Origin of the sequence: Plantibacter flavus, assembly GCF_051487245.1 — a bacterium.
GTDB lineage: Bacteria > Actinomycetota > Actinomycetes > Actinomycetales > Microbacteriaceae > Plantibacter > Plantibacter flavus_B.
This window is the reverse complement of the sequence record NZ_JAHVDH010000001.1, coordinates 387,443-405,718: the sequence shown is the minus strand read 5'-3', so window position 1 is coordinate 405,718 and position 18,276 is coordinate 387,443. Positions and strand designations below refer to the sequence as shown.

Genomic DNA, 18,276 nt, shown 5'->3' with positions numbered 1-18,276 from the left:
GGCTCACGCAGCAGCCGGCCCTGGGTCCGAACGTCTGCGCCGGACCGACGCGATCGCGACTGCGGCGAACGCCAACAGGGTGCCGACGACCGTGGCGAGGTGCACTCCGCCGTCGTCCGTCGGCAGGAAGAGGTCGAGAGCGAGCGCGCTGAGTGTCTGTCCGGCCACGGTGCCGAGCCCGAGGATGAGCACCCCGGTGTGCTGGACGAGGAACGCTGCGACGGCGATGAAGACGCAGCCGATGGGACCGCCGAGGTAGAGCCACCACTCCCCCGGCAGCGGCCCAGGGGGCGCCACGACGAGTGCGTGGACGACGGCCGCGATGACGAGCACGATGGTTCCGACGACGAAGTTGATGAAGGTCGCGGCGAGTGTGCTCTGCGCCCGCACCTTCACCCGGCCGTTCACCGCCTGCTGCCAGGCGATCCCGATACCGGCGAGCAGTGGTAACAGGAGCAGACCGAGCGGGATGCTCCCTCCGAGCTCTCCGGAGACGGCGATACCGACAGCCACGAGGGCGACGACCGCGCCGAGCACCCGCTGGAGCGTGAACGGGACGACGCCGCCGGGACCGAAGCCGACCCGGTCGAGCACGAGCCCACTCGCCGTCTGACCGGCCACGACGGCGACCGTGAACAGTGCGACGCCCAAGGCTGCCGCAGTCAATCCCTGGGACAGGACGAGGAACGCGCCGGCACAGCCGCCGAGCACGGTCCACCACGGCATCTCGCGACTGCGTACGGCTCCCACCACGGTCGCGATTCCGCGCCGCCCGGTGCGCGAGACGAGCATCCCGATGCTGAGAATGACCAGGCCGCCGCCGAACGAGATCGCCGCCGCGGTGAAACCGTCGCCCAAGCGCGCGCCGAGCTCCCCGTTGAGCCGGGCCTGCACGGCGATGAACGCTCCACTGACGATGGCGATGAGCAGCGCCAGCGGCGCGGGGATACGGGTCACGAATGGTTCCTCTCACGTCGCTCCCGCGACGACGTACCATCCTCCCACGAGGGCCGGCCCGCTCCTCCCACACACTCTTGCTGCACTGCTGAGCGAACGACGGAACCGCCCGCCCAGCAGTGCTGGACGAGCGGTTCCGGAGTGAGCCGACGACGGGACTTGAACCCGTAACCTACGCTTTACAAGAGCGTTGCGCTACCAATTGCGCCACGTCGGCCGACACGGGGCGAGCCCCGGTCTGGACCATCTTACGATGGCAGACGATCAGCCGTTGGTCGCCGGCGTCTCGGTCGCGCTCGGCGTGGGCGTGCTCGTCGAGTAGCTCTCGCTCGAGACGGCGAGGACGAAGGCGGCGAACTGCTCAGCGTCGGTCAGCGAACCCGTGTACTGCTTGCCGTTCACGAGGATGGTGGGCGTGCCTTCGACCTTGGCGACGTCGGTGCCGGGAAGCGGGCCGCTGCGTGCCTTGTCGGTGGCGTCCTTCACCCACGACTTGTAGGTGCCGTCGTCGATGCAGGTGTTGACCTTCTTCTCTCCGCCGGAGATGACGCCCTTGGCGATCGACTTCAGTTCGGTGTCCGTCAGACCCTCGGTGTTCTCCTTGGGCTGGTTCTCGAACAGCGCCGTGTTGAACGTGAAGAAGTCGTTCGGCGAGTACTCGGCGACGCAGGCCGCAGCGTTCGACGCACGCAGTGAGTACTGGGTGCCGAGCGACAGGTTGCTGAGCGTTGCGAGCGGGTGGACCGTGTAGGTCGCGGCGCCGGCCTTCAGCCAGCCGCCGATCTGCTCGGCGTTCGTCGTCTCGAACTGACCGCAGTACGGGCAGAGGTAGTCCTGGTAGACCCGGATCTCGACGTCCTGCGCGCTGGGCGTCTCCGTCGCGGCCGGAGTCGCCTCGGCGGCGGGCGCCTCAGTTGCCGGAGCGTCGCTCGGCGTCGCTGAAGGCGTGGAGGCGCTCGCTGGCGCACCGACGAGCTGGAGGCCCGCACCGACGGTGAAGCCGTCGTTCTGGGCAGCGGTGGGGACCGGGCCGCTCGGCTTGATGGACGTCACGATGATGAGTGCGACGGCCGCCACGATCGCGAGCGCACCGAGCACGATGCCACCCTGCAGCAGGACCCGGTTACGACGGTCCTTCCGCTTCTGCTGCTCGCGGAGCACGCGGGCCTTCTCGCGGGCCGCATCGCGGCGTTCGTTCTTGGTGGGTCGGTTCTGCGATCCAGCGCCAGACATTGATCCTCGTTTCAGGGGGATTGCGCTGCGTTGACTCAGCAGCACCAAACAGACCAATCGTAGTGCTGCTGCCTGAGAGAGGCCCAAACCAGGCGGTGAGCGGGCTGTGGGTCTGCCGTGAGCCGTGCACAGCGGAGGCCGCTTCCATTCTCACCACCTCATGGCATACTGGGACGGCGAACACGCCAACGACGATGTGTTCGCGTCCATTCACAACGGATCGTCCGGCACGTACCTGCCGGTGAAGGAGAATAAATCATGGCGTCAGTGACGTTTGACAACGCAACCCGTTTCTACCCGGGCGGCACCCGCCCCGCGGTCGACAAGCTGAACCTCGAGGTCGCCGACGGCGAATTCCTCGTCCTGGTCGGCCCGTCCGGCTGCGGAAAGTCCACCTCGCTGCGCATGCTCGCCGGCCTCGAAGAGGTCAACGACGGCCACATCTTTATCGGTGACCGCGACGTCACCGACGTGCCGCCGAAGGACCGCGACATCGCGATGGTGTTCCAGAACTACGCGCTGTACCCGCACATGACCGTCGCCGAGAACATGGGCTTCGCGCTCAAGATCGCCGGTGTCGGCAAGGAAGAGCGCGCCACCCGCGTGCTCGAGGCGGCCAAGCTCCTCGACCTCGAGGACTACCTCACCCGCAAGCCGAAGGCACTCTCCGGTGGTCAGCGTCAGCGTGTCGCCATGGGCCGCGCAATCGTCCGCCAGCCGCAGGTGTTCCTCATGGACGAGCCGCTGTCGAACCTCGACGCCAAGCTCCGCGTCCAGACCCGCACCCAGATCGCATCGCTGCAGCGTCGCCTCGGCGTCACCACGGTCTACGTCACCCACGACCAGACCGAGGCACTCACCATGGGCGACCGCATCGCGGTCCTCAAGGACGGCATCCTCCAGCAGGTCGGCACCCCGCGCGACCTGTACGAGAAGCCGAACAACGTCTTCGTCGCCGGCTTCATCGGCAGCCCGGCAATGAACCTGTTCGAGGGCGAGATCGCCGACGGCGGCATCAAGCTCGGCGGCTTCATCATCCCCGTCGAGCGTGAGATCACCGACGCCGCACCGTCGAAGAACGTCACGGTCGGCGTCCGCCCCGAGGACATCTCGGTCTCCGCCAATGCTGGTTCCGGCATCGAGGTGACGGTCGACCTGGTCGAGGAGCTCGGCGCAGACGGCTACCTCTACGGCCACACCGAGGTCTCGGGCAAGCGCACCGACATCGTGGCCCGCGTCGACGGTCGCAACCACGCCCACATCGGCGACACCGTGTTCCTTGCCCCGACGCCGCACCACGTGCACGCGTTCGACTCGGCCTCGGGTGAGCGCCTCGGCAACAAGCCGGTCGTCTCCTCCGGCATCTAGTTCCTGACGACGATGGTCGAGCGGTCGGTTTCCGATCGCTCGACCATCGTCGTTTCTGCACCACCCGCCGTCGTCACCATTCCTGAGGAGCGCATCGTCCCATGTCCGGCGCACTGAACATCACCGCTGCCACCGTCGATCCCGCGCTCCTCGACCTCCCCTGGGAACTCCCGTTGGAGGCGTGGCCGAACGAAGCCATCGCATCGCTTCCGAAGGGCATCTCCCGCCACCTCGTCCGCTTCGCCAACCTGTCCGGCTACGTCATCGCCGTCAAGGAGACCACGGACGAGATGGCGCGGGGCGAATACGACATGCTTCGTACGCTCCAGCGCCTCGACATCCCCTGCGTCGACCCGCTCGCGGTCATCACGAACCGCACCGACCGCAAGAACCGGCCGCTGCCGAGTGTGCTCGTCACGCGGCATCTGAAGTTCTCGCTCCCATACCGTGCCCTGTTCCAGGGCACGCTCCGTCCCGACACCGCCACGCGACTCGTCGACGCCCTCGCCGTCCTGCTCGTCCGCCTGCACATCGTCGGATTCTTCTGGGGCGATGTCTCGCTGTCGAACACCCTCTTCCGGCGCGATGCCGGCGCGTTCGCCGCGTATCTCGTCGACGCAGAGACCGGCAAACTCTACGAGGGCGGGTTGTCGAACGGCCAGCGCGAGAACGACCTCGAGATCGCTCGCGTCAACATCGCCGGCGAGCTCCTCGACCTCGAAGCCGGAGGCCGAGCCGACCCCGAACTCGACCCCGTGACGGTCAGCAACGGGATCGTCGCCGCCTATCGTTCGCTCTGGAAAGAGCTCACGGGATCCGAGTCGTTCGACGCGTCGGAGCGCTGGCGCATCACGGAGCGGGTGCACCGTCTCAACGACCTCGGCTTCGACATCGAAGAACTCGCCATCAAGACGACCGACGAGGGCTCGACCGTCCGCATCCAGCCGAAGGTCGTCGACGCCGGTCACCACCAGCGCAGGCTGCTGCGGCTCACCGGGCTCGACGCCGGAGAGAACCAGGCCCGACGCCTCCTCAACGACCTCGACGCCTATTCGGCGTCGTTCGGCAAGGACGGCTTCGACGAGGAGATGGCCGCTCACGAATGGCTCACCCGCGTGTTCGAGCCGGTCGTCAAGGCGATCCCTCGTGAGCTCCGCGGCAAACTGGAGCCGGCGGAGATCTTCCACCAGCTGCTCGAGCACCGCTGGTTCCTCGCGCAGGACGAAGGGCGCGACATTCCCCTCGCCGAGGCCGTCGGGTCGTACGTGAACACCGTGCTGCGGCACCGCCGCGATGAGGCCACGATGATCGTGCCGCCGACCGAGGCCATCACCCTGCCGGGTTCGACGATGACGGGCCCGGTGGACTGGCGCGACCTGGTCTAGGCGTGGGGCGTGTCGAAGGGCTGCCCGTCGACAGGCTCGAGGCACCGACGGAGTGACTGGACGACGGGAGATCGACGAGTCGTGGGCGACTGCGGCCCGGAACGACGAAGGCTCGGCGACCGGAGACCGGTCGCCGAGCCTTCGCGGCATCGCAGAGGAACTACGCGCTGCGGCGGCGTGCGATCTCGTAGAGCGTGACGCTCGCGGCGATACCGGCGTTGAGCGACTCGGTCGCAGCCGAGATCGGGATGGAGACGACGGCGTCGCAGGTTTCGGTGACGAGACGGGAGAGACCCTTGCCCTCGCTCCCGACGACCACGAGGATCGGCTGGTCGGCGAGTTCGAGACCTGGCAGCGAGACGTCGCCGTCGCCGTCGAGGCCGATCACGAAGACACCGCGCTCCTTGAACGCATTGAGCGTCTGGGTGAGGTTGGCGGCCATCGCGACCGGCGTGCGAGCCGCGGCACCGGCCGAGGTCTTCCACGCGGAAGCCGTGAGACCGACGCTCCGACGCTGCGGCAGGATGATGCCGTGTCCGCCGAACGCCGCGGTCGAGCGGATGATCGCGCCGAGGTTGCGCGGGTCGGTGATGCCGTCCAGCGCGACGAACAGCGGGTTCTGCCCGCGGGAGATCACCGTGTCGAGCAGCTCCATCGGGTGCGAGTACTCGTACGGCGGCACCTTGATGGCGATGCCCTGGTGGACGCCGTCGAAGCCGGCCATGCGGTCGAGCTCCGGACGCATGACCTCGAGCACGGGGATGCCGCGCCGTGTGGCGATGCTGAGCGCCTCCTTCACCCGGTCGTCCATCTCGATGCGTGTCGCGACGTAGAGCGTGGTGGCAGGGATCTTCGCGCGGAGCGCTTCGAGCACGGAGTTGCGGCCGGTCACGACCTCGGACTCGTCGCCCGACTTCTGCTTGGTGCGCCCGTTCGTGGACGGACGGCCGCCCTGCGTGGCCGGCTTCGGCTTGCCGGTGCCACCGGCAGCGGCGTAGCGCTCCTGCGCAGCCTTCCGCTTGCCGGCAGGGTGCCAGGCGCGGTCTTCGGCTTTCGGGGTCGGGCCGCGACCCTCGAGCGCCTTGCGGCCGAGGCCACCGGTGCCCTTGGTGGGACCCTTCTTCGCTTTCTTCGGCCCGGTCGGGCGGGAAGGCTTACTTGCCACTGATACTCCAATGTGCTCCGGACGGGGTGTCTTCGATGGTAATGCCGGCCGCCGTGAGTTCGTCGCGGATCCGGTCGGCCGCGGCGAAGTCCTTGGCGACCCTGGCGTCCGCGCGATCGACGAGCAGCCGCTCGACGAGGGCGGACAGGGATCGGTGGGTGACAGGGTCTGTCCCGATCGACCACGCGGGGTCGGTCGGGTCGATGCCGAGGACTCGCGTCATGGCGAGCACGGCGTGAGCGGACTCGGCAGCTGTATCGGCAGCATCGCCGCGGTCGAGCGCGGCGTTGCCGACCCGGACCGCGTCGTGCACCACGGCGAGCGCGCGTGGGATGTTGAGGTCGTCGTCCATGGCCTCGACGAACGCCGGCGGCAGGTCGCTCCGCGCGGGCAGTGCTCCGTCACTCTGGAGCAGCCCCTCACGCACGGCGCGGTCGAGGAAGCCCTCGATGCGTCCGAGCGCCGCCTCGGCCTCGGCGAGCGCACCGTCGTGGAACTCCAGGGTCGAGCGGTACTGCGCGGCGCCGAGGTAGTACCGGACGACGAGTGGCCTGGCCTGGCCGAGGAGGTCGGCGGCGTAGACGGAGTTGCCGAGCGACTTCGACATCTTCTGACCGCCCGTGACCGCGACGAGACCGTTGTGCAACCAGTACCGGGCGAAGGGGTCGCCAGCGGCACTCGACTGGGCGAGTTCGTTCTCGTGGTGCGGGAACCGCAAGTCGAGCCCACCGCCGTGGATGTCGAACTCCTCACCGAGGTACTTGGTCGACATGGCGGAGCACTCGATGTGCCAACCGGGTCGGCCTTCGCCCCACGGTGACATCCAACTCGCGGACCTCGGCTCGCCGGGCTTGGTGCCCTTCCAGAGCGCGAAGTCGCGCGGATCGCGCTTACCGCGAGGGTCGGCGTCGGAGGCCGCCTCCATGTTCTCCGCACTCTGGCGGGTGAGTTCGCCGTAGCGGCTCCAGGAGGCGGTGTCGAAGTAGACGTCTCCGGAGTCGTCGGGAGCGGGGTACGCGTGTCCGGCGTCGATGAGTCGCTCGATGAGCTCCTCCATCTCCGGGATACTCGCTGTGGCGCGCGGCTCGTAACTGGGCGGCAGGATGCCGAGCGCGTTGTAGGCGGCGGTGAACTCGAGCTCGTAGCGGTAGGCGAGGGCCCACCACTGCTCGCCCGGCAGCGCGAAGCCGCCGTCGACTCCGGCCGCTGCGTTCGCGAGGATCTTGTCGTCGATGTCGGTCACGTTCCGGACGAGCGTCACTCGGAGTCCGGAGGCCGTCAGCCATCGACGGAGCTGGTCGTAGACGAGCGCGCTCCGGAGGTGACCGATGTGGGGTGAGGACTGCACCGTGGGTCCGCAGACGTACAGCCCCGCCTCGGCTTCGCGGAGCGGCACGAAGTCCCGGAGGGACTGCGTTTTCGAGTCGTAGAGTCGGAGAGCCACGACACCAGACTAGCCGCCGTACCAGGGGCATGATGGTCGCATGACGATGCGACGAGGCGACCGGACCGTTCTGCGAGCACGACTCGAGGCCCAGGCGCTCGACGGCGCGCTGAACCTCGGCCCCGCCCAGGTCGTGGAGCGTCTGCTCGCCGTGCAGGCGCAGGACTTCGCCGCCGGGCTCTGGGCGATCGGCGTCCGCTCGTCCGGTGCCACGGCAGCAGACGTGCTCGGCGCTCTGGAGGACGGCTCGATCGTCCGCTCGTGGCCCATGCGCGGCACCCTGCACTTCGTGGCCGCGTCGGACCTCGGATGGATGCTGTCCCTCGGGGTCCCACGGGTCCGCTCCGCGATCGGCGGACGACACCGCCAGCTCGGGCTCGACGAGGCGACACTCGCACGCTCACGCGCCGTGACGGAGGGGCTGCTGGCCGGAGGCGGTCGCACGACCCGCGATGAGCTCATGGCGGCGCATGAAGCCGCCGACATCCCGACGACCGGCCAGCGGGGTCCTCACCTCATCATGGAGCTCGCGATGACCGGTGTCGTCTGCTGGGGGCCGCCGGCCGGCAAACAGCAGGCGCTCGTGCTCAGCGAGGAATGGATCCGGTCGCCCCGCGTGCTCGAACCCGACGAGGCACTCGGCGAGTTCCTCGTCCGGTACCTCGCGGGCCATGGGCCCGCGACCCTGGCCGACTTCACCTGGTGGTCGAAACTCACCGTCGCTCAGGCCAAGCGAGGACTGGCGGTCGCCGCTGATCGGGTGGCCGAGACCGGCACGGTCGACGGCGCGACACTCTGGGCGAGCTCGGAGCAGGTGGCCGCCGACGTCGCCGCCACCGCCGAGCACGCGGTCCTCGCCCTGCCGGGCTTCGACGAACTCCTCCTCGGATACCGGGATCGCCGTCTCGTGCTGGCTCCGGAGCACTTCGAACTCATCGTCCCCGGAGGCAACGGGATCTTCCTGCCACTCATCACGGTGGACGGGCGGATCGTCGGGACCTGGCGACGACGGGTCACCGCCGGAGGGGTCGCGATCACCCCGGCGCCCTTCCGTCCGCTGTCGCAGCGTGCGTCGGCCGGGTTCCGACGGGCCGCCCGCGACTACGGCCGTTTCCTCGGGCTCCCGGCGACGGTCGCCGAAGAACGGCCGCTCGACTGAAGCGCCCGCAGCCCCGTCAGCGTCGTTCGACGAGCGCGGTCGCGATCGCCGCGACACCCTCACCGCGCCCGGTGAACCCGAGCGCGTCGGTCGTCGTGGCCGAGACGCTCACGGGGGCGCCGACGAGCTCGCTCAGCAGCGCCTCAGCCTCAGCACGACGTGGCGCGAACCGCGGACGGTTGCCGACGAGCTGGACCGCGACGTTCACGACGACGAACCCGGACGCTTCCAGGCGCTGCCGGGTGGCCCGCAGGAAGACGTCTCCGTGCGCGCCGTCGAACTGCGGGTCCGAGGTGCCGAACACGGAGCCGATGTCGCCGAGCCCCGCGGCGGAGAGCAGCGCGTCGACGATCGCGTGGGCCACGGGGTCGCCGTCGCTGTGGCCGGCGAGTCCGCGCTCCTCCGGCCAGGACAGTCCCGCGAGCCACAGTTCGGCGTCGTCGGCGAACGCGTGCACGTCGATCCCGATGCCCGTGCGGAGCGTGCTGCGTCCCGTCCCCTCGCCGCCGTGGGTCGACGCGGTGGGAACGGGCCTCTCGCCCAACAGTCGTTCCGCGCGCTGGGCGTCCCAGGGCGTCGTGATCTTGAAGGCGGCTTCCTCACCCTCGACGACGATGACCGGGTGCCCGGCCTCCGCGTAGAGCGCGGCATCGTCCGTCGCGGTCGCGAGGCGGTCAGCGGCGACCCGGAACGCCGCGAGGAGCGAGTCCTTCGGGAAGGCCTGCGGGGTCTGGACCGCCCGGAGCGCAGCACGGTCGACCGTCTGCTCGATGCGTCCGCCCTCGTCCACCCGTTTGATCGTGTCGGTGACCGGCAGACCCGGGACGACGCCCCAGCCGGTGCGGCGTGCGGCCTCGATCACCCGTTCGAACAGGACCGGCGGCGTGAGCGCGCGGGCTGCGTCGTGGACGAGCACGGTTCGCACGCCGGGCCAGAGTGCTCCGAGGCCGGCGAGCACGGACTCCTGTCGGTTTCCGCCGCCGGCCACGATGCGCACGTTGCCGAACGCCGAGCCGGCGACGCGACGCGCGATGGTCTCGGCCTCACCGAGACGGTCGGTCGGTACGACGACGACGAGCTGAACCGGGTCGGGCAGACGCAGGATCGGGTCTATCGCGTGCTCGAGCACGGTCGCCCCGGCCAATGCCACGAACGCCTTGGGCAGTCCGGCACCGAGCCGCGTGCCGCTCCCGGCCGCGACGACGATCACGCCGACGGTCGTCGACGAGCCGATCGAGGATTCCTCGGCAGCGGACGGTTCGTAGATCGCACCCATGCGCCGAGCCTACGGCGTCAGGACGCGAGCACCTCGTCGAGCACCGTCGACGCCCGCTCCTCGTCGGTCTGCTCCGCGAGCGCCAGTTCCGAGATGAGGATCTGGCGCGCCTTGGCGAGCATCCGCTTCTCACCGGCCGACAACCCGCGGTCCTGGTCGCGACGCCAGAGATCGCGGACGACCTCGGACACCTTGATGACGTCCCCGGAGGCGAGCTTCTCGAGGTTCGCCTTGTACCGGCGGGACCAGTTCGTCGGCTCTTCGGTGAACGGTGCGCGCAGCACCTCGAACACCCGGTCGACACCCTCTTGACCGATCACGTCGCGCACACCCACGAGGTCGACGTTCTCAGCGGGCACCTCGATCATGAGGTCGCCCTGCGTCACGCGCAACTTGAGGTAGAGCTTCTCCTCGCCCTTGACGATCCGGGTCTTCACCTCGGTGATGATCGCGGCACCGTGGTGCGGGTAGACAACGGTCTCGCCAACTTCGAAGATCATGGGTGTCAGTCCCTTCAGCGCCCACCAGAATACCACAGGACCCCTGATCAGAGCCGGGTCCGGCCACCCTGCCACGATGGCGGCCTCCGACCCGTCCGCTCTGCCGACGAGCCGATCTCGGGGCGCGCGCGGGGTGGGCTAGACTCGAAGCCGGATCCCGGGACACCTGTCACTCGTCTGCGCCCGGGGACACCACACCTTGGAGGGTTCTGTGAAGGCGCGTCTCATCGCTTCCATCGTCGTCGCGGGTGCACTGACACTCGGCATGAGCGGTTGCAACCTCATCGCGCCGCAGGCGACCCTGAAGCAGTACGACGCCTCCGACGGTGTCGGGGTCACGGTCGGCCACGTGAAGGTCCGCAACGCCATCGTCATCTCCGACGACGGCGAGGTCGGCAACCTCGTGTTCAGTGTCGCCAACACCGACGACCGCGCCCACACCGTCCTCATCGAGGTCGAGGGCAGCGACGAGAAGTTCCAGGTGCTCGCGGAGCCCGGCCTCACCAGCTTCGACGGCTCCGGCGCCAACGAGCCGATCCGCATCGAGCCGCTCGGCGCCCAGCCGGGTGCCATCCTCGACGTCTTCTTCCAGTACGGAGAGGAGACGGGTGCCACCGCGAGCGTCCCGATCCTGACCGGCACGCTGGCCGAGTACTCCACGCTCGTCCCGACGCCGCAGCCCACGGACGAGCCGACGCTCGCGCCGACCCCGGAAGCGACTCCAACGACGGAGCCGACCGACTAGTCTCTGCCCGTCAGGGTCGACCCTGTCGCGCAGAACGCCCCGCCGCTCCTCGGAGCAGCGGGGCGTTCGCCGTTCACGACGGGCCGTCGGTCTACGCCTCGAACCGGTAGCCGAGGCCGCGGACGGTGACGAGCATCACGGGCTCGGACGGGTTCGCCTCGATGCGCGAGCGGATGCGCTTGATGTGGACGTCGAGCGTCTTGGTGTCGCCGTAGTAGTCACTCCCCCACACACGGTCGATGAGCTGCCCGCGCGTCAGCACGCGGCCGGCATTGCGCAGCAGGAGCTCGAGCAGCTCGTACTCCTTCAGCGGCATCGGAATGGGCGAGCCGCTCACCTCGACGACGTGACGCTCGGTGTCCATGCGGACCGTCCCGGCTTCGAGCAGCACCTCCTCCTGCGCCTGATCCGCCTCGACGCGACGGCGCAGGACGGCACGGATCCGCGCGAGCAGCTCGCGCGTGGAGTAGGGCTTCGTCACGTAGTCGTCGGCGCCGAGCTCGAGCCCGACCACGATGTCGACTTCGGAGTCCTTGGCCGTGAGCATGATGATCGGGGTGCTGGAGACGGCCCTGATCTGCCGACACACCTCAGTGCCCGGGATACCCGGGAGCATGAGGTCGAGCAGGACGAGGTCGGCACCGCGCGCGGTGAACGCCTGGACGGCCGACGGACCGTCCTCGGCAACCTCGACCTCGTAGCCTTCTCGCTCCAGCAGGTAGCTGAGCGGTTCGCTGAGGGACGCTTCGTCTTCGACGAGCAGGATGCGGGTCACTGGGAACTCCTTGCTGTGCCGGTGGCGAGATCCTCCGGCGGGGTGGTTGCTCTGGGCAGGCGGATGGTGAACGTGGAGCCGCGACCGAGCTGCGACCACACCTTCACCTCGCCACCGTGGTTCTGGACGGTGTGCTTGACGATGCTGAGGCCGAGGCCCGTTCCGCCGGTGTGACGGGAGCGGGCCTGGTCGACACGGAAGAAGCGCTCGAACACGCGGTCCCGGTCCTCCTCCGCGATGCCGACACCCTGGTCGGTCACCGCGACCTCGACGACGTCGTCGACGGAACGGACTCCGACGCCGACCTGCGAGCCCGTCGGTGAGTAGTGGATCGCATTGGAGATGAGGTTGTGCACCGCGACGACGAGCATGGCCTCGTCGCCGTACACCTCGAGTCCCTTCCCGCCGCGGACCGAGAGGCCGACCCCGATCGCCTCCGCGGGCACACGGTTCTGATCGACGGCCGCGGCGATCACCCGATCGAGCCGCACGAGCTCGGGCTGGTGCAACGCGTCAGCGGCCTGCAGCCGGGACAGGTCGATGATCTCGGCCGTCATCCGAGTGAGCCGCTGTGACTCGGTCGCGAGCCGACTGGCGAACCGCTTCACCCGCTCGGGGTCCTCGGCGGCGGTGTCGAGCGCCTCGGACAGCAGGCCGATCGCTCCGATGGGCGTCTTCAGTTCGTGACTGATGTTGGCGATGAAGTCGCGGCGGACCTCGTCGAGGCGCTTGGCCTCGGTGTGGTCCTCGGCGAGCAGCAGGATGAACCGTGAACCGAGCGGCGCGGCGCGGACGGACAGGTGCCGGGTCGCCTCACCGAAGCGGCCGAGCGCGAGTTCGATGTCGTCCGTCACCGCTTCACCGGTGCGGCGGACCTCGAGGGCGAGGTCTTTCAGCTCGTCACTGGTCATGACGCGGTCGCGCACGAGGCCCAATGCGAACGCGCCCGGCGAGGCCTTCAGGACGTTGCCCGACGGGTCCACGACGATGCCGGCGCTGTCGAGCGCCTCCAAGACCTGGTCGACGCCGTCGGGCACGACGGGACTCACAACGGTCGCCGCACGCTGACCCCGCTGCATGGCGAGGATGATGAGGGCGACGAACCCGCCGCCGACGATGAGGCCGAGTGCCAAGGCGATCAGCACCAACCACATGGTGTCCATGGGGTCTACGTTATCCAATCCGTCGAACGTCGAAGTTCCGAGTACCCCGCCACTTGGGCGACTGTTCATGCCGCGGGCACCAACTGTTAACCTTGGTTCGGCATCATCGCCTGTGCGGGCACCTGCCTGCCCACCGCCAGGTCACGGAAGGACGGCACCCAGAGCCATGCGCGAGGTATTCCAGCAGTCACTGCGAGAGGTCCAGGATCGACTCGTCGAGATCTCCGAGCTCGTCACGGTCTCCATCGAGAAGGCCACCCAGTCCTTCGGCACCTCGGACGTCGCGGTCGCCGAAGAGGTCATCGCGAACGACAACCGGATCGACCAGCTCGCGATCGAGCTCGACGAGCTCGCGATCGACATCCTCGCCCGCCAGCAGCCGGTCGCCCGCGACCTCCGCATCGTCGTGAGCGCGCTGCGGATCAGTGCGTCGCTGGAGCGCATGGGCGACATGGCTGAGCACATCGCTCAGTTGTCGCGCTACCGCTTCCCCGACAAGGCCGTGCCGAAGGGTCTGCGCTCGACGTTCGCCGAGATGGGCCGCCTCGACGTGTCGATCTCCCAGAAGCTCACCGAGCTGCTGCGCACGCAGGACACGCGCATCGCTGACGAGATCCGCAACGACGACGACGACGTGGACGAGCTGCACGCGAGCGTCTTCGAGAAGGTCCTCGGCGACACCTGGAAGGGCGAACCGGTCGCGACCGTCGACGCGACGCTGGCCTCCCGGTACCACGAGCGCTTCGCCGACCACGCCGTGTCGATCGCCAAGAAGGTCCAGTACCTCGCCACCGGCGATTGGATCCCCGAGGACGCGACCGCCCCGGCTCACCACTGAGCTGAGCCCGTCGCGGGCTTGCAGACGCACCGATGAGCGGTGTCGGCCCCATCGGGGCCGGCACCGCTCAGTCGTTGTCGCGACTCAGCTGTGCTGACGACGACGCGTGATCGCCCCGCCGGCCAGGAACAGCAGGCCGAGGACGAGCGCGATGCCGGCGCCGGGCAGCGCCTGCATACCGTCGAAACCGGTGTCCGCGAGCGCCGGAGCACCCGAGCGAGCAGCGGATGCTGCCGCGACACGGGTGTTCAGCTGTGCAGACGCCGTCCCGGAGGAGACGACGGTCTCCGTCGGGATCACCGGGTCGACCGGCTCAGTGGGGTCGACCGGGTCGGTCGGGTCCACGGGGTCGGTCGGGTCCACCGGATCCGTCGGGTCGACGAGGACGGGCCCACCGGTCTCGCTGTCGCCGATCACGGAGACGGCGTTTCCGCCGATCGTGACCGGGAGACCGAGGTCGAGCAACACCTGGTTGCCGCCGAGGACGCTGTCCCCACCGGCTGTCGTCGACCCGGTGCCAGCACCGCTGACGGGCTGCGTGGCCGGCGAACCCGTCGACTGCGAGTCGCCGATCACGCTGATCGCGTTGCCTGCCGCGGTGACCGGCACGTCGATGGTTCCGAGCACCTGGTTGCCTCCGGCGATACCGTCCTCACCAGACGTCGTGGCCGAAGACGGCGGAGTGGCTCCGGTCGGAGCGCCGGTCGACGTCCCACCGGTCGTCGACGAGTCGCCGAGCAGCGAGATGGCGTTGCCGCCCACGGTCACCGGGACCGTGATCACCGGAGACACCTGATTGCCGCCAGCGACGCTGTCCTCACCGGTCGTGCTGTCGGCGACCGGAGTCGCAGACTGACCGCCGTTCGAGGTGGCCGCTCCCCCGGAGCTCGACGAGTCGCCGAAGAGGGAGATGGCGTTGCCGCCCACGGTCACCGGGATCGAGATGACCGGTGACACCTGATTGCCGCCAGCGACGCTGTCCTCGCCGGACGTCTCGGCCGGCGCAGGAGCCGGAGCGGTCGGCTGGGCAGCCGGCTCGGCACTCGAGCTGGTCTCCGCGTCCCCGATGATCGAGATCGCGTTGTCCTCGACCGTCACCGGGATGGCTACGGGGAGGTCCACCTGGTTCCCGCCGGCGACGCTGTCGTCACCGGTCGTCACGGCTGGTTCAGGTGCCGGTGCCGGTTCTGGTTGTGGCGCCGGTTCTGGTGCCGGTTCAGGCGCCGCGGGCTCCGGCGCCGGCTCAGCGGCCGGCGTCGCGCTCGAGTCGCCGATGACGCTCACCGCGGTGTCGACGATGTCGACCGGGACGTCCAGCACGACGTCGACGATGTTGCCGCCGACGATGCTGTCATCGCCCGAAGTGTCGGCCGCATTGGCCGCTGTTGCGCCGAGGAGCGTGAGCCCCGCGACGAAGAGGCCGCAGTAGAGGCCTTTCTTGACATACGAATTCATGATTCCTGCTCCTTGCAGAGTGACTGGTGTGCTCCCGGGATCGGGAGACTTCGGACCGTGACCCACCAGAGGGTGGGACTCCGCCACGAGTGGGCGGAGTGGTCCTGCGTCAGTCAGGAGAGGTGTCAGAGGGGAACGTGGGAGAGGCTGGAAGATCGTCGTCGCGCGCCGGACCTCGGCGGTCGTCGCGGAGCGCCGGGATGACCGTGTCCACCCCCGCATCGCTCGCAACACCCGGTCCGCCAGCGGCGGCGCCAGACGCGGACGAGCCCGAACCGGTGGGCGCGACGGCCCACGCCGGGTCGTTCTGCGGCAGCTGAGGAGCACTGGGCTGTTCCGGCGGCGGGGTGGTCGATGCGGCTGAGGACGGAGCCCCCACGACTCGTCCGGCCAGGAATGCCGCGTATCCGTCGGTTCGCTCCGTGTCCGTGACGGACGTCGCCGGTCCACTCACCAGCGGCCCGCTCGTGGCGACCGAGGGTGATTCGACCGACCCGTCTGCCGGACCGGGGAGGGCGGGGGTCTCAGGGCTCACCGGAACGGTGGGGTCGACGCCAGGTACGGCCGGCACGGCGACGCCGCCAAGGACATCGCCTGCTCCGGTGATCGTCTGATCCACGGTGTCGACGACCGGCTCGACGATCGCCGCGACCGGCGCTTCACCGAGGGTCTGGTCGACCACGTCGTTCACGACGGGTACGGCGGCGACGGTGTCGTCGACGACCGAGACGACGGGTTCGACCACGGTCGTGTCGACCGCGTCGACGACGTCGGCGACAGCGTCGAGCGGCTGCTCCAGTGAGCCGACGACCTGCGTCACGGCGCCGAGCAGGCTCGGGTCGGTCGCGGCATCATCGTCGGCGTGCGCCGAGGCCGGGGAACCGAACAGTGCGATGGCCGTGAACGCGGCTGCGGCGAATCCGCCGATGGCGATCGCGCGCCACAGGGGGAAGCCGGTGCTGTCGGCTGACTGCTCCATGCGTATCCCCCCAATCGGGTCACAGTGCGATCACTGTACGCTCACGATCGAGGAGAGACAAGCCCCATCAAAAAAACACAGAAAGCCCCGATCAGGAGCGATTTCACCTGCTCCGGCAGGCTGCATCGCTCCATGATCGGGGCCCTGGTTTGGTGGGGTTCCTACTACTTCTTTCCCTGCGCGGCGACGGCAGCTGCACCCGCAGCGGCGGCCTCGGGATCGAGGTACACACCGGGCTTCGTCGGACGGAAGTCGGCGTCGAGCTCGTAGACCAGCGGAATGCCGGTGGGGATGTTCAGCTCGGCGATCTCGTCGTCGGAGATGCCGTCGAGGTGCTTCACGAGCGCGCGGAGCGAGTTGCCGTGCGCGGTGACGAGGACCGTCTTGCCCGCGGCGAGGTCGACCGTGATGTCGGACTCCCAGTAGGGCAGCATGCGGTCGATGACGTCCTTGAGGCACTCGGTGCGCGGCAGTTCGCCGTCGATGCCGACGTAGCGCGGGTCGTTCGCCTGCGACCACTCGTTGTCGTCCTCGATGGGCGGCGGCGGCACGTCGAAGGAACGACGCCAGGTCTGGAACTGCTCGGGGCCGTACTCGGCGAGCGTCTGCGCCTTGTCCTTGCCCTGCAGGGCGCCGTAGTGGCGCTCGTTCAGGCGCCAGCTGCGCTTCACCGGGATCCACAGACGGTCGGCCGTCTCGAGGGCGAGGTTCGCCGTCTGGATCGCGCGCGTGAGCACTGAGGTGTAGAGGACGTCGGGGGTGATCCCCGACTCGGCGAGGAGCTCACCTGCGCGCTTGGCCTCGGAGACGCCGAGCTCGCTGAGTCGGACGTCGACCCAGCCGGTGAACAGGTTCTTCTGGTTCCAGTCGCTGTTGCCGTGGCGCAGCAGGACGAGGGTGTAGGTCTCAGGCATGATCCCAGCATACCGATCGCGCAGCCGGTGGACACGGGCGACGACAGCCTCGGAGGTGCGGGACAATGGACCCATGCCGGTCGGATCCATCACCCGCGGGACCACGAACACGAACCGCCTGCGCCGGGTGGATCGGTGGATCGCGACGCTGCCGGCGCTCCGCCACACGACGAGCCCACTGGTCGTGGACCTCGGCTATGGAGCGAGCGGGGTCACCGCCCTCGAACTGCACCACCGACTGCACGTCGTCCGGGAGGACCTGCGCGTCCTCGGTCTGGAGATCGAGCCTGGGCGCGTCGACACAGCCAATGCGCAGCTGCGACAGGTGCGTGCCGGTGGCACGCTGTTCGCGCCGGACGCCGCTGTGTCGTTCGCCCTCGGAGGCTTCGAAGTGCCGACCGGTAGCGACCGCCCCGTCGTCGTCCGCGCCTTCAACGTCCTCCGCCAGTACGACGAAGCGGCGGTGCGAGACGCTTGGCAGCTCATGGGCTCACGGCTGCAGCCCGAGGGCGTGCTCGTCGAGGGGACGTGCGACGAGATCGGCCGGATCGCGAGTTGGGTGGCCGTCGACGCGACCGGGATGCCGCAGACCTTCACCATCAGTCTCAGGCTCGCCGAACTGGAACTGCCGTCGATCGTCGCTGAACGACTGCCGAAGGCGCTCATCCACCACAACGTCCCCGGCGAGCGGGTGCACCGTCTGCTCACGGAACTCGATCGCGCCTGGCGGACGCACGCGTCGCTCTCGGTCTACAGCCCGGTGCAGCGCTGGCTCGCGACGGTGGCGACCCTCCGCGACGCCGGTTGGCCCGTCCTCGCCGGGCGCAGCCGCTGGCGACTCGGCGAAATGACGCTGCCATGGTCGGCCGTCACCCCCGAGGACTCGGAGGCGACGACCGCCACGGCTCACTGAGCACAGG

17 protein-coding genes and 1 tRNA gene are annotated in these 18,276 nt (G+C 69.1%); 6 read left to right on the top strand and 12 right to left on the bottom strand.

Annotation, left to right across the window (positions count from 1 at the left end; all coding sequences use genetic code 11):
• Nucleotides 1-3: 3 nt before the first annotated feature.
• From KXS11_RS01865 to KXS11_RS01855, 3 genes are all read right to left on the bottom strand, one after another.
• Nucleotides 4-957, bottom strand: coding sequence for a DMT family transporter (locus tag KXS11_RS01865; RefSeq protein WP_437383746.1), 954 nt, complete (start codon nt 955-957; stop codon nt 4-6).
• A 144-nt stretch (nt 958-1,101) separates the two neighbouring features.
• Nucleotides 1,102-1,174, bottom strand: a tRNA-Thr gene (locus KXS11_RS01860).
• A gap of 47 nt (nt 1,175-1,221) precedes the next feature.
• Nucleotides 1,222-2,190 carry a DsbA family protein gene (locus KXS11_RS01855; RefSeq protein WP_437383745.1) on the bottom strand — a complete coding sequence of 323 codons (969 nt, stop codon included), beginning with the start codon at nt 2,188-2,190 and terminating at the stop codon, nt 1,222-1,224.
• 258 nt (nt 2,191-2,448) lie between these two features.
• Between KXS11_RS01855 and KXS11_RS01850 the strand changes: the two genes are divergently transcribed.
• Nucleotides 2,449-3,558 (top strand): ABC transporter ATP-binding protein, encoded by a 1,110-nt coding sequence (locus KXS11_RS01850; protein ID WP_437383744.1) that lies wholly within the window; start codon nt 2,449-2,451, stop codon nt 3,556-3,558.
• 101 nt (nt 3,559-3,659) lie between these two features.
• On the top strand, nt 3,660-4,943 hold the full coding sequence (locus tag KXS11_RS01845) for a DUF4032 domain-containing protein (RefSeq protein ID WP_437383743.1): 1,284 nt from the start codon (nt 3,660-3,662) through the stop codon (nt 4,941-4,943).
• Between the two features lie 160 nt (nt 4,944-5,103).
• Here KXS11_RS01845 and rlmB read toward each other — a convergent pair whose 3' ends face one another.
• Nucleotides 5,104-6,108 carry a 23S rRNA (guanosine(2251)-2'-O)-methyltransferase RlmB gene (rlmB, locus tag KXS11_RS01840; protein ID WP_437383742.1) on the bottom strand — a complete coding sequence of 335 codons (1,005 nt, stop codon included), beginning with the start codon at nt 6,106-6,108 and terminating at the stop codon, nt 5,104-5,106.
• A complete protein-coding gene (gene cysS / locus KXS11_RS01835; RefSeq protein WP_437383741.1) occupies nt 6,098-7,552 on the bottom strand; it encodes a cysteine--tRNA ligase in 1,455 nt (484 codons plus the stop codon). The genes rlmB and cysS overlap by 11 nt, the downstream gene beginning before the upstream one ends.
• A 40-nt stretch (nt 7,553-7,592) precedes the next feature.
• Between cysS and KXS11_RS01830 the strand changes: the two genes are divergently transcribed.
• The gene (locus KXS11_RS01830) at nt 7,593-8,711 is read left to right on the top strand and encodes a winged helix DNA-binding domain-containing protein (protein ID WP_437383740.1); all 1,119 of its coding nucleotides are present in this window, start codon (nt 7,593-7,595) and stop codon (nt 8,709-8,711) included.
• A gap of 16 nt (nt 8,712-8,727) precedes the next feature.
• Here the strand turns inward: KXS11_RS01830 and ispD are convergent, their stop codons facing one another.
• Together ispD and KXS11_RS01820 are read right to left on the bottom strand one after the other, a co-directional pair.
• Nucleotides 8,728-9,987 carry a 2-C-methyl-D-erythritol 4-phosphate cytidylyltransferase gene (ispD, locus tag KXS11_RS01825; protein ID WP_437383739.1) on the bottom strand — a complete coding sequence of 420 codons (1,260 nt, stop codon included), beginning with the start codon at nt 9,985-9,987 and terminating at the stop codon, nt 8,728-8,730.
• 17 nt (nt 9,988-10,004) lie between these two features.
• Nucleotides 10,005-10,487, bottom strand: coding sequence for a CarD family transcriptional regulator (locus KXS11_RS01820; protein WP_437383738.1), 483 nt, complete (start codon nt 10,485-10,487; stop codon nt 10,005-10,007).
• A 211-nt stretch (nt 10,488-10,698) separates the two neighbouring features.
• Here KXS11_RS01820 and KXS11_RS01815 point away from each other — a divergent pair, with 211 nt between their 5' ends.
• On the top strand, nt 10,699-11,232 hold the full coding sequence (locus KXS11_RS01815; RefSeq protein ID WP_437383737.1) for a hypothetical protein: 534 nt from the start codon (nt 10,699-10,701) through the stop codon (nt 11,230-11,232).
• Between the two features lie 91 nt (nt 11,233-11,323).
• Here the strand turns inward: KXS11_RS01815 and KXS11_RS01810 are convergent, their stop codons facing one another.
• Nucleotides 11,324-12,007 (bottom strand): response regulator, encoded by a 684-nt coding sequence (locus tag KXS11_RS01810; RefSeq protein ID WP_437383736.1) that lies wholly within the window; start codon nt 12,005-12,007, stop codon nt 11,324-11,326.
• A complete protein-coding gene (locus KXS11_RS01805) occupies nt 12,004-13,170 on the bottom strand; it encodes a sensor histidine kinase (RefSeq protein WP_437383735.1) in 1,167 nt (388 codons plus the stop codon). The genes KXS11_RS01810 and KXS11_RS01805 overlap by 4 nt, the downstream gene beginning before the upstream one ends.
• A 166-nt stretch (nt 13,171-13,336) precedes the next feature.
• Here KXS11_RS01805 and phoU point away from each other — a divergent pair, with 166 nt between their 5' ends.
• On the top strand, nt 13,337-14,008 hold the full coding sequence (gene phoU / locus KXS11_RS01800; protein WP_437383734.1) for a phosphate signaling complex protein PhoU: 672 nt from the start codon (nt 13,337-13,339) through the stop codon (nt 14,006-14,008).
• Between the two features lie 84 nt (nt 14,009-14,092).
• On the opposite strand, the gene KXS11_RS01795 is transcribed toward phoU, so the two are convergent.
• The 3 genes from KXS11_RS01795 to KXS11_RS01785 form a co-directional block, all read right to left on the bottom strand.
• A complete protein-coding gene (locus KXS11_RS01795; RefSeq protein WP_437383733.1) occupies nt 14,093-15,463 on the bottom strand; it encodes a chaplin family protein in 1,371 nt (456 codons plus the stop codon).
• Between the two features lie 109 nt (nt 15,464-15,572).
• On the bottom strand, nt 15,573-16,442 hold the full coding sequence (locus tag KXS11_RS01790) for a hypothetical protein (RefSeq protein WP_437383732.1): 870 nt from the start codon (nt 16,440-16,442) through the stop codon (nt 15,573-15,575).
• Nucleotides 16,443-16,606: 164 nt separating this feature from the next.
• Nucleotides 16,607-17,356, bottom strand: a complete 750-nt coding sequence (locus KXS11_RS01785; RefSeq protein WP_437383731.1) for a phosphoglyceromutase — start codon at nt 17,354-17,356, stop codon at nt 16,607-16,609.
• Between the two features lie 73 nt (nt 17,357-17,429).
• Here KXS11_RS01785 and KXS11_RS01780 point away from each other — a divergent pair, with 73 nt between their 5' ends.
• Nucleotides 17,430-18,269 (top strand): class I SAM-dependent methyltransferase, encoded by an 840-nt coding sequence (locus tag KXS11_RS01780; RefSeq protein WP_437383730.1) that lies wholly within the window; start codon nt 17,430-17,432, stop codon nt 18,267-18,269.
• Nucleotides 18,270-18,276: the final 7 nt, after the last annotated feature.

Excerpts from the sequence above, each read along its gene's own strand:
- KXS11_RS01855 (WP_437383745.1), bottom strand. The coding sequence starts at position 2,190 with ATGTCTGGCGCTGGATCGCAGAACCGACCCACCAAGAACGAACGCCGC.
- KXS11_RS01850 (WP_437383744.1), top strand. The coding sequence starts at position 2,449 with ATGGCGTCAGTGACGTTTGACAACGCAACCCGTTTCTACCCGGGCGGC.
- KXS11_RS01845 (WP_437383743.1), top strand. The coding sequence starts at position 3,660 with ATGTCCGGCGCACTGAACATCACCGCTGCCACCGTCGATCCCGCGCTC.
- KXS11_RS01830 (WP_437383740.1), top strand. The coding sequence starts at position 7,593 with ATGACGATGCGACGAGGCGACCGGACCGTTCTGCGAGCACGACTCGAG.
- ispD (WP_437383739.1), bottom strand. The coding sequence starts at position 9,987 with ATGGGTGCGATCTACGAACCGTCCGCTGCCGAGGAATCCTCGATCGGC.
- KXS11_RS01820 (WP_437383738.1), bottom strand. The coding sequence starts at position 10,487 with ATGATCTTCGAAGTTGGCGAGACCGTTGTCTACCCGCACCACGGTGCC.
- KXS11_RS01805 (WP_437383735.1), bottom strand. The coding sequence starts at position 13,170 with ATGGACACCATGTGGTTGGTGCTGATCGCCTTGGCACTCGGCCTCATC.
- phoU (WP_437383734.1), top strand. The coding sequence starts at position 13,337 with ATGCGCGAGGTATTCCAGCAGTCACTGCGAGAGGTCCAGGATCGACTC.
- KXS11_RS01795 (WP_437383733.1), bottom strand. The coding sequence starts at position 15,463 with ATGAATTCGTATGTCAAGAAAGGCCTCTACTGCGGCCTCTTCGTCGCG.
- KXS11_RS01790 (WP_437383732.1), bottom strand. The coding sequence starts at position 16,442 with ATGGAGCAGTCAGCCGACAGCACCGGCTTCCCCCTGTGGCGCGCGATC.
- KXS11_RS01785 (WP_437383731.1), bottom strand. The coding sequence starts at position 17,356 with ATGCCTGAGACCTACACCCTCGTCCTGCTGCGCCACGGCAACAGCGAC.
- KXS11_RS01780 (WP_437383730.1), top strand. The coding sequence starts at position 17,430 with ATGCCGGTCGGATCCATCACCCGCGGGACCACGAACACGAACCGCCTG.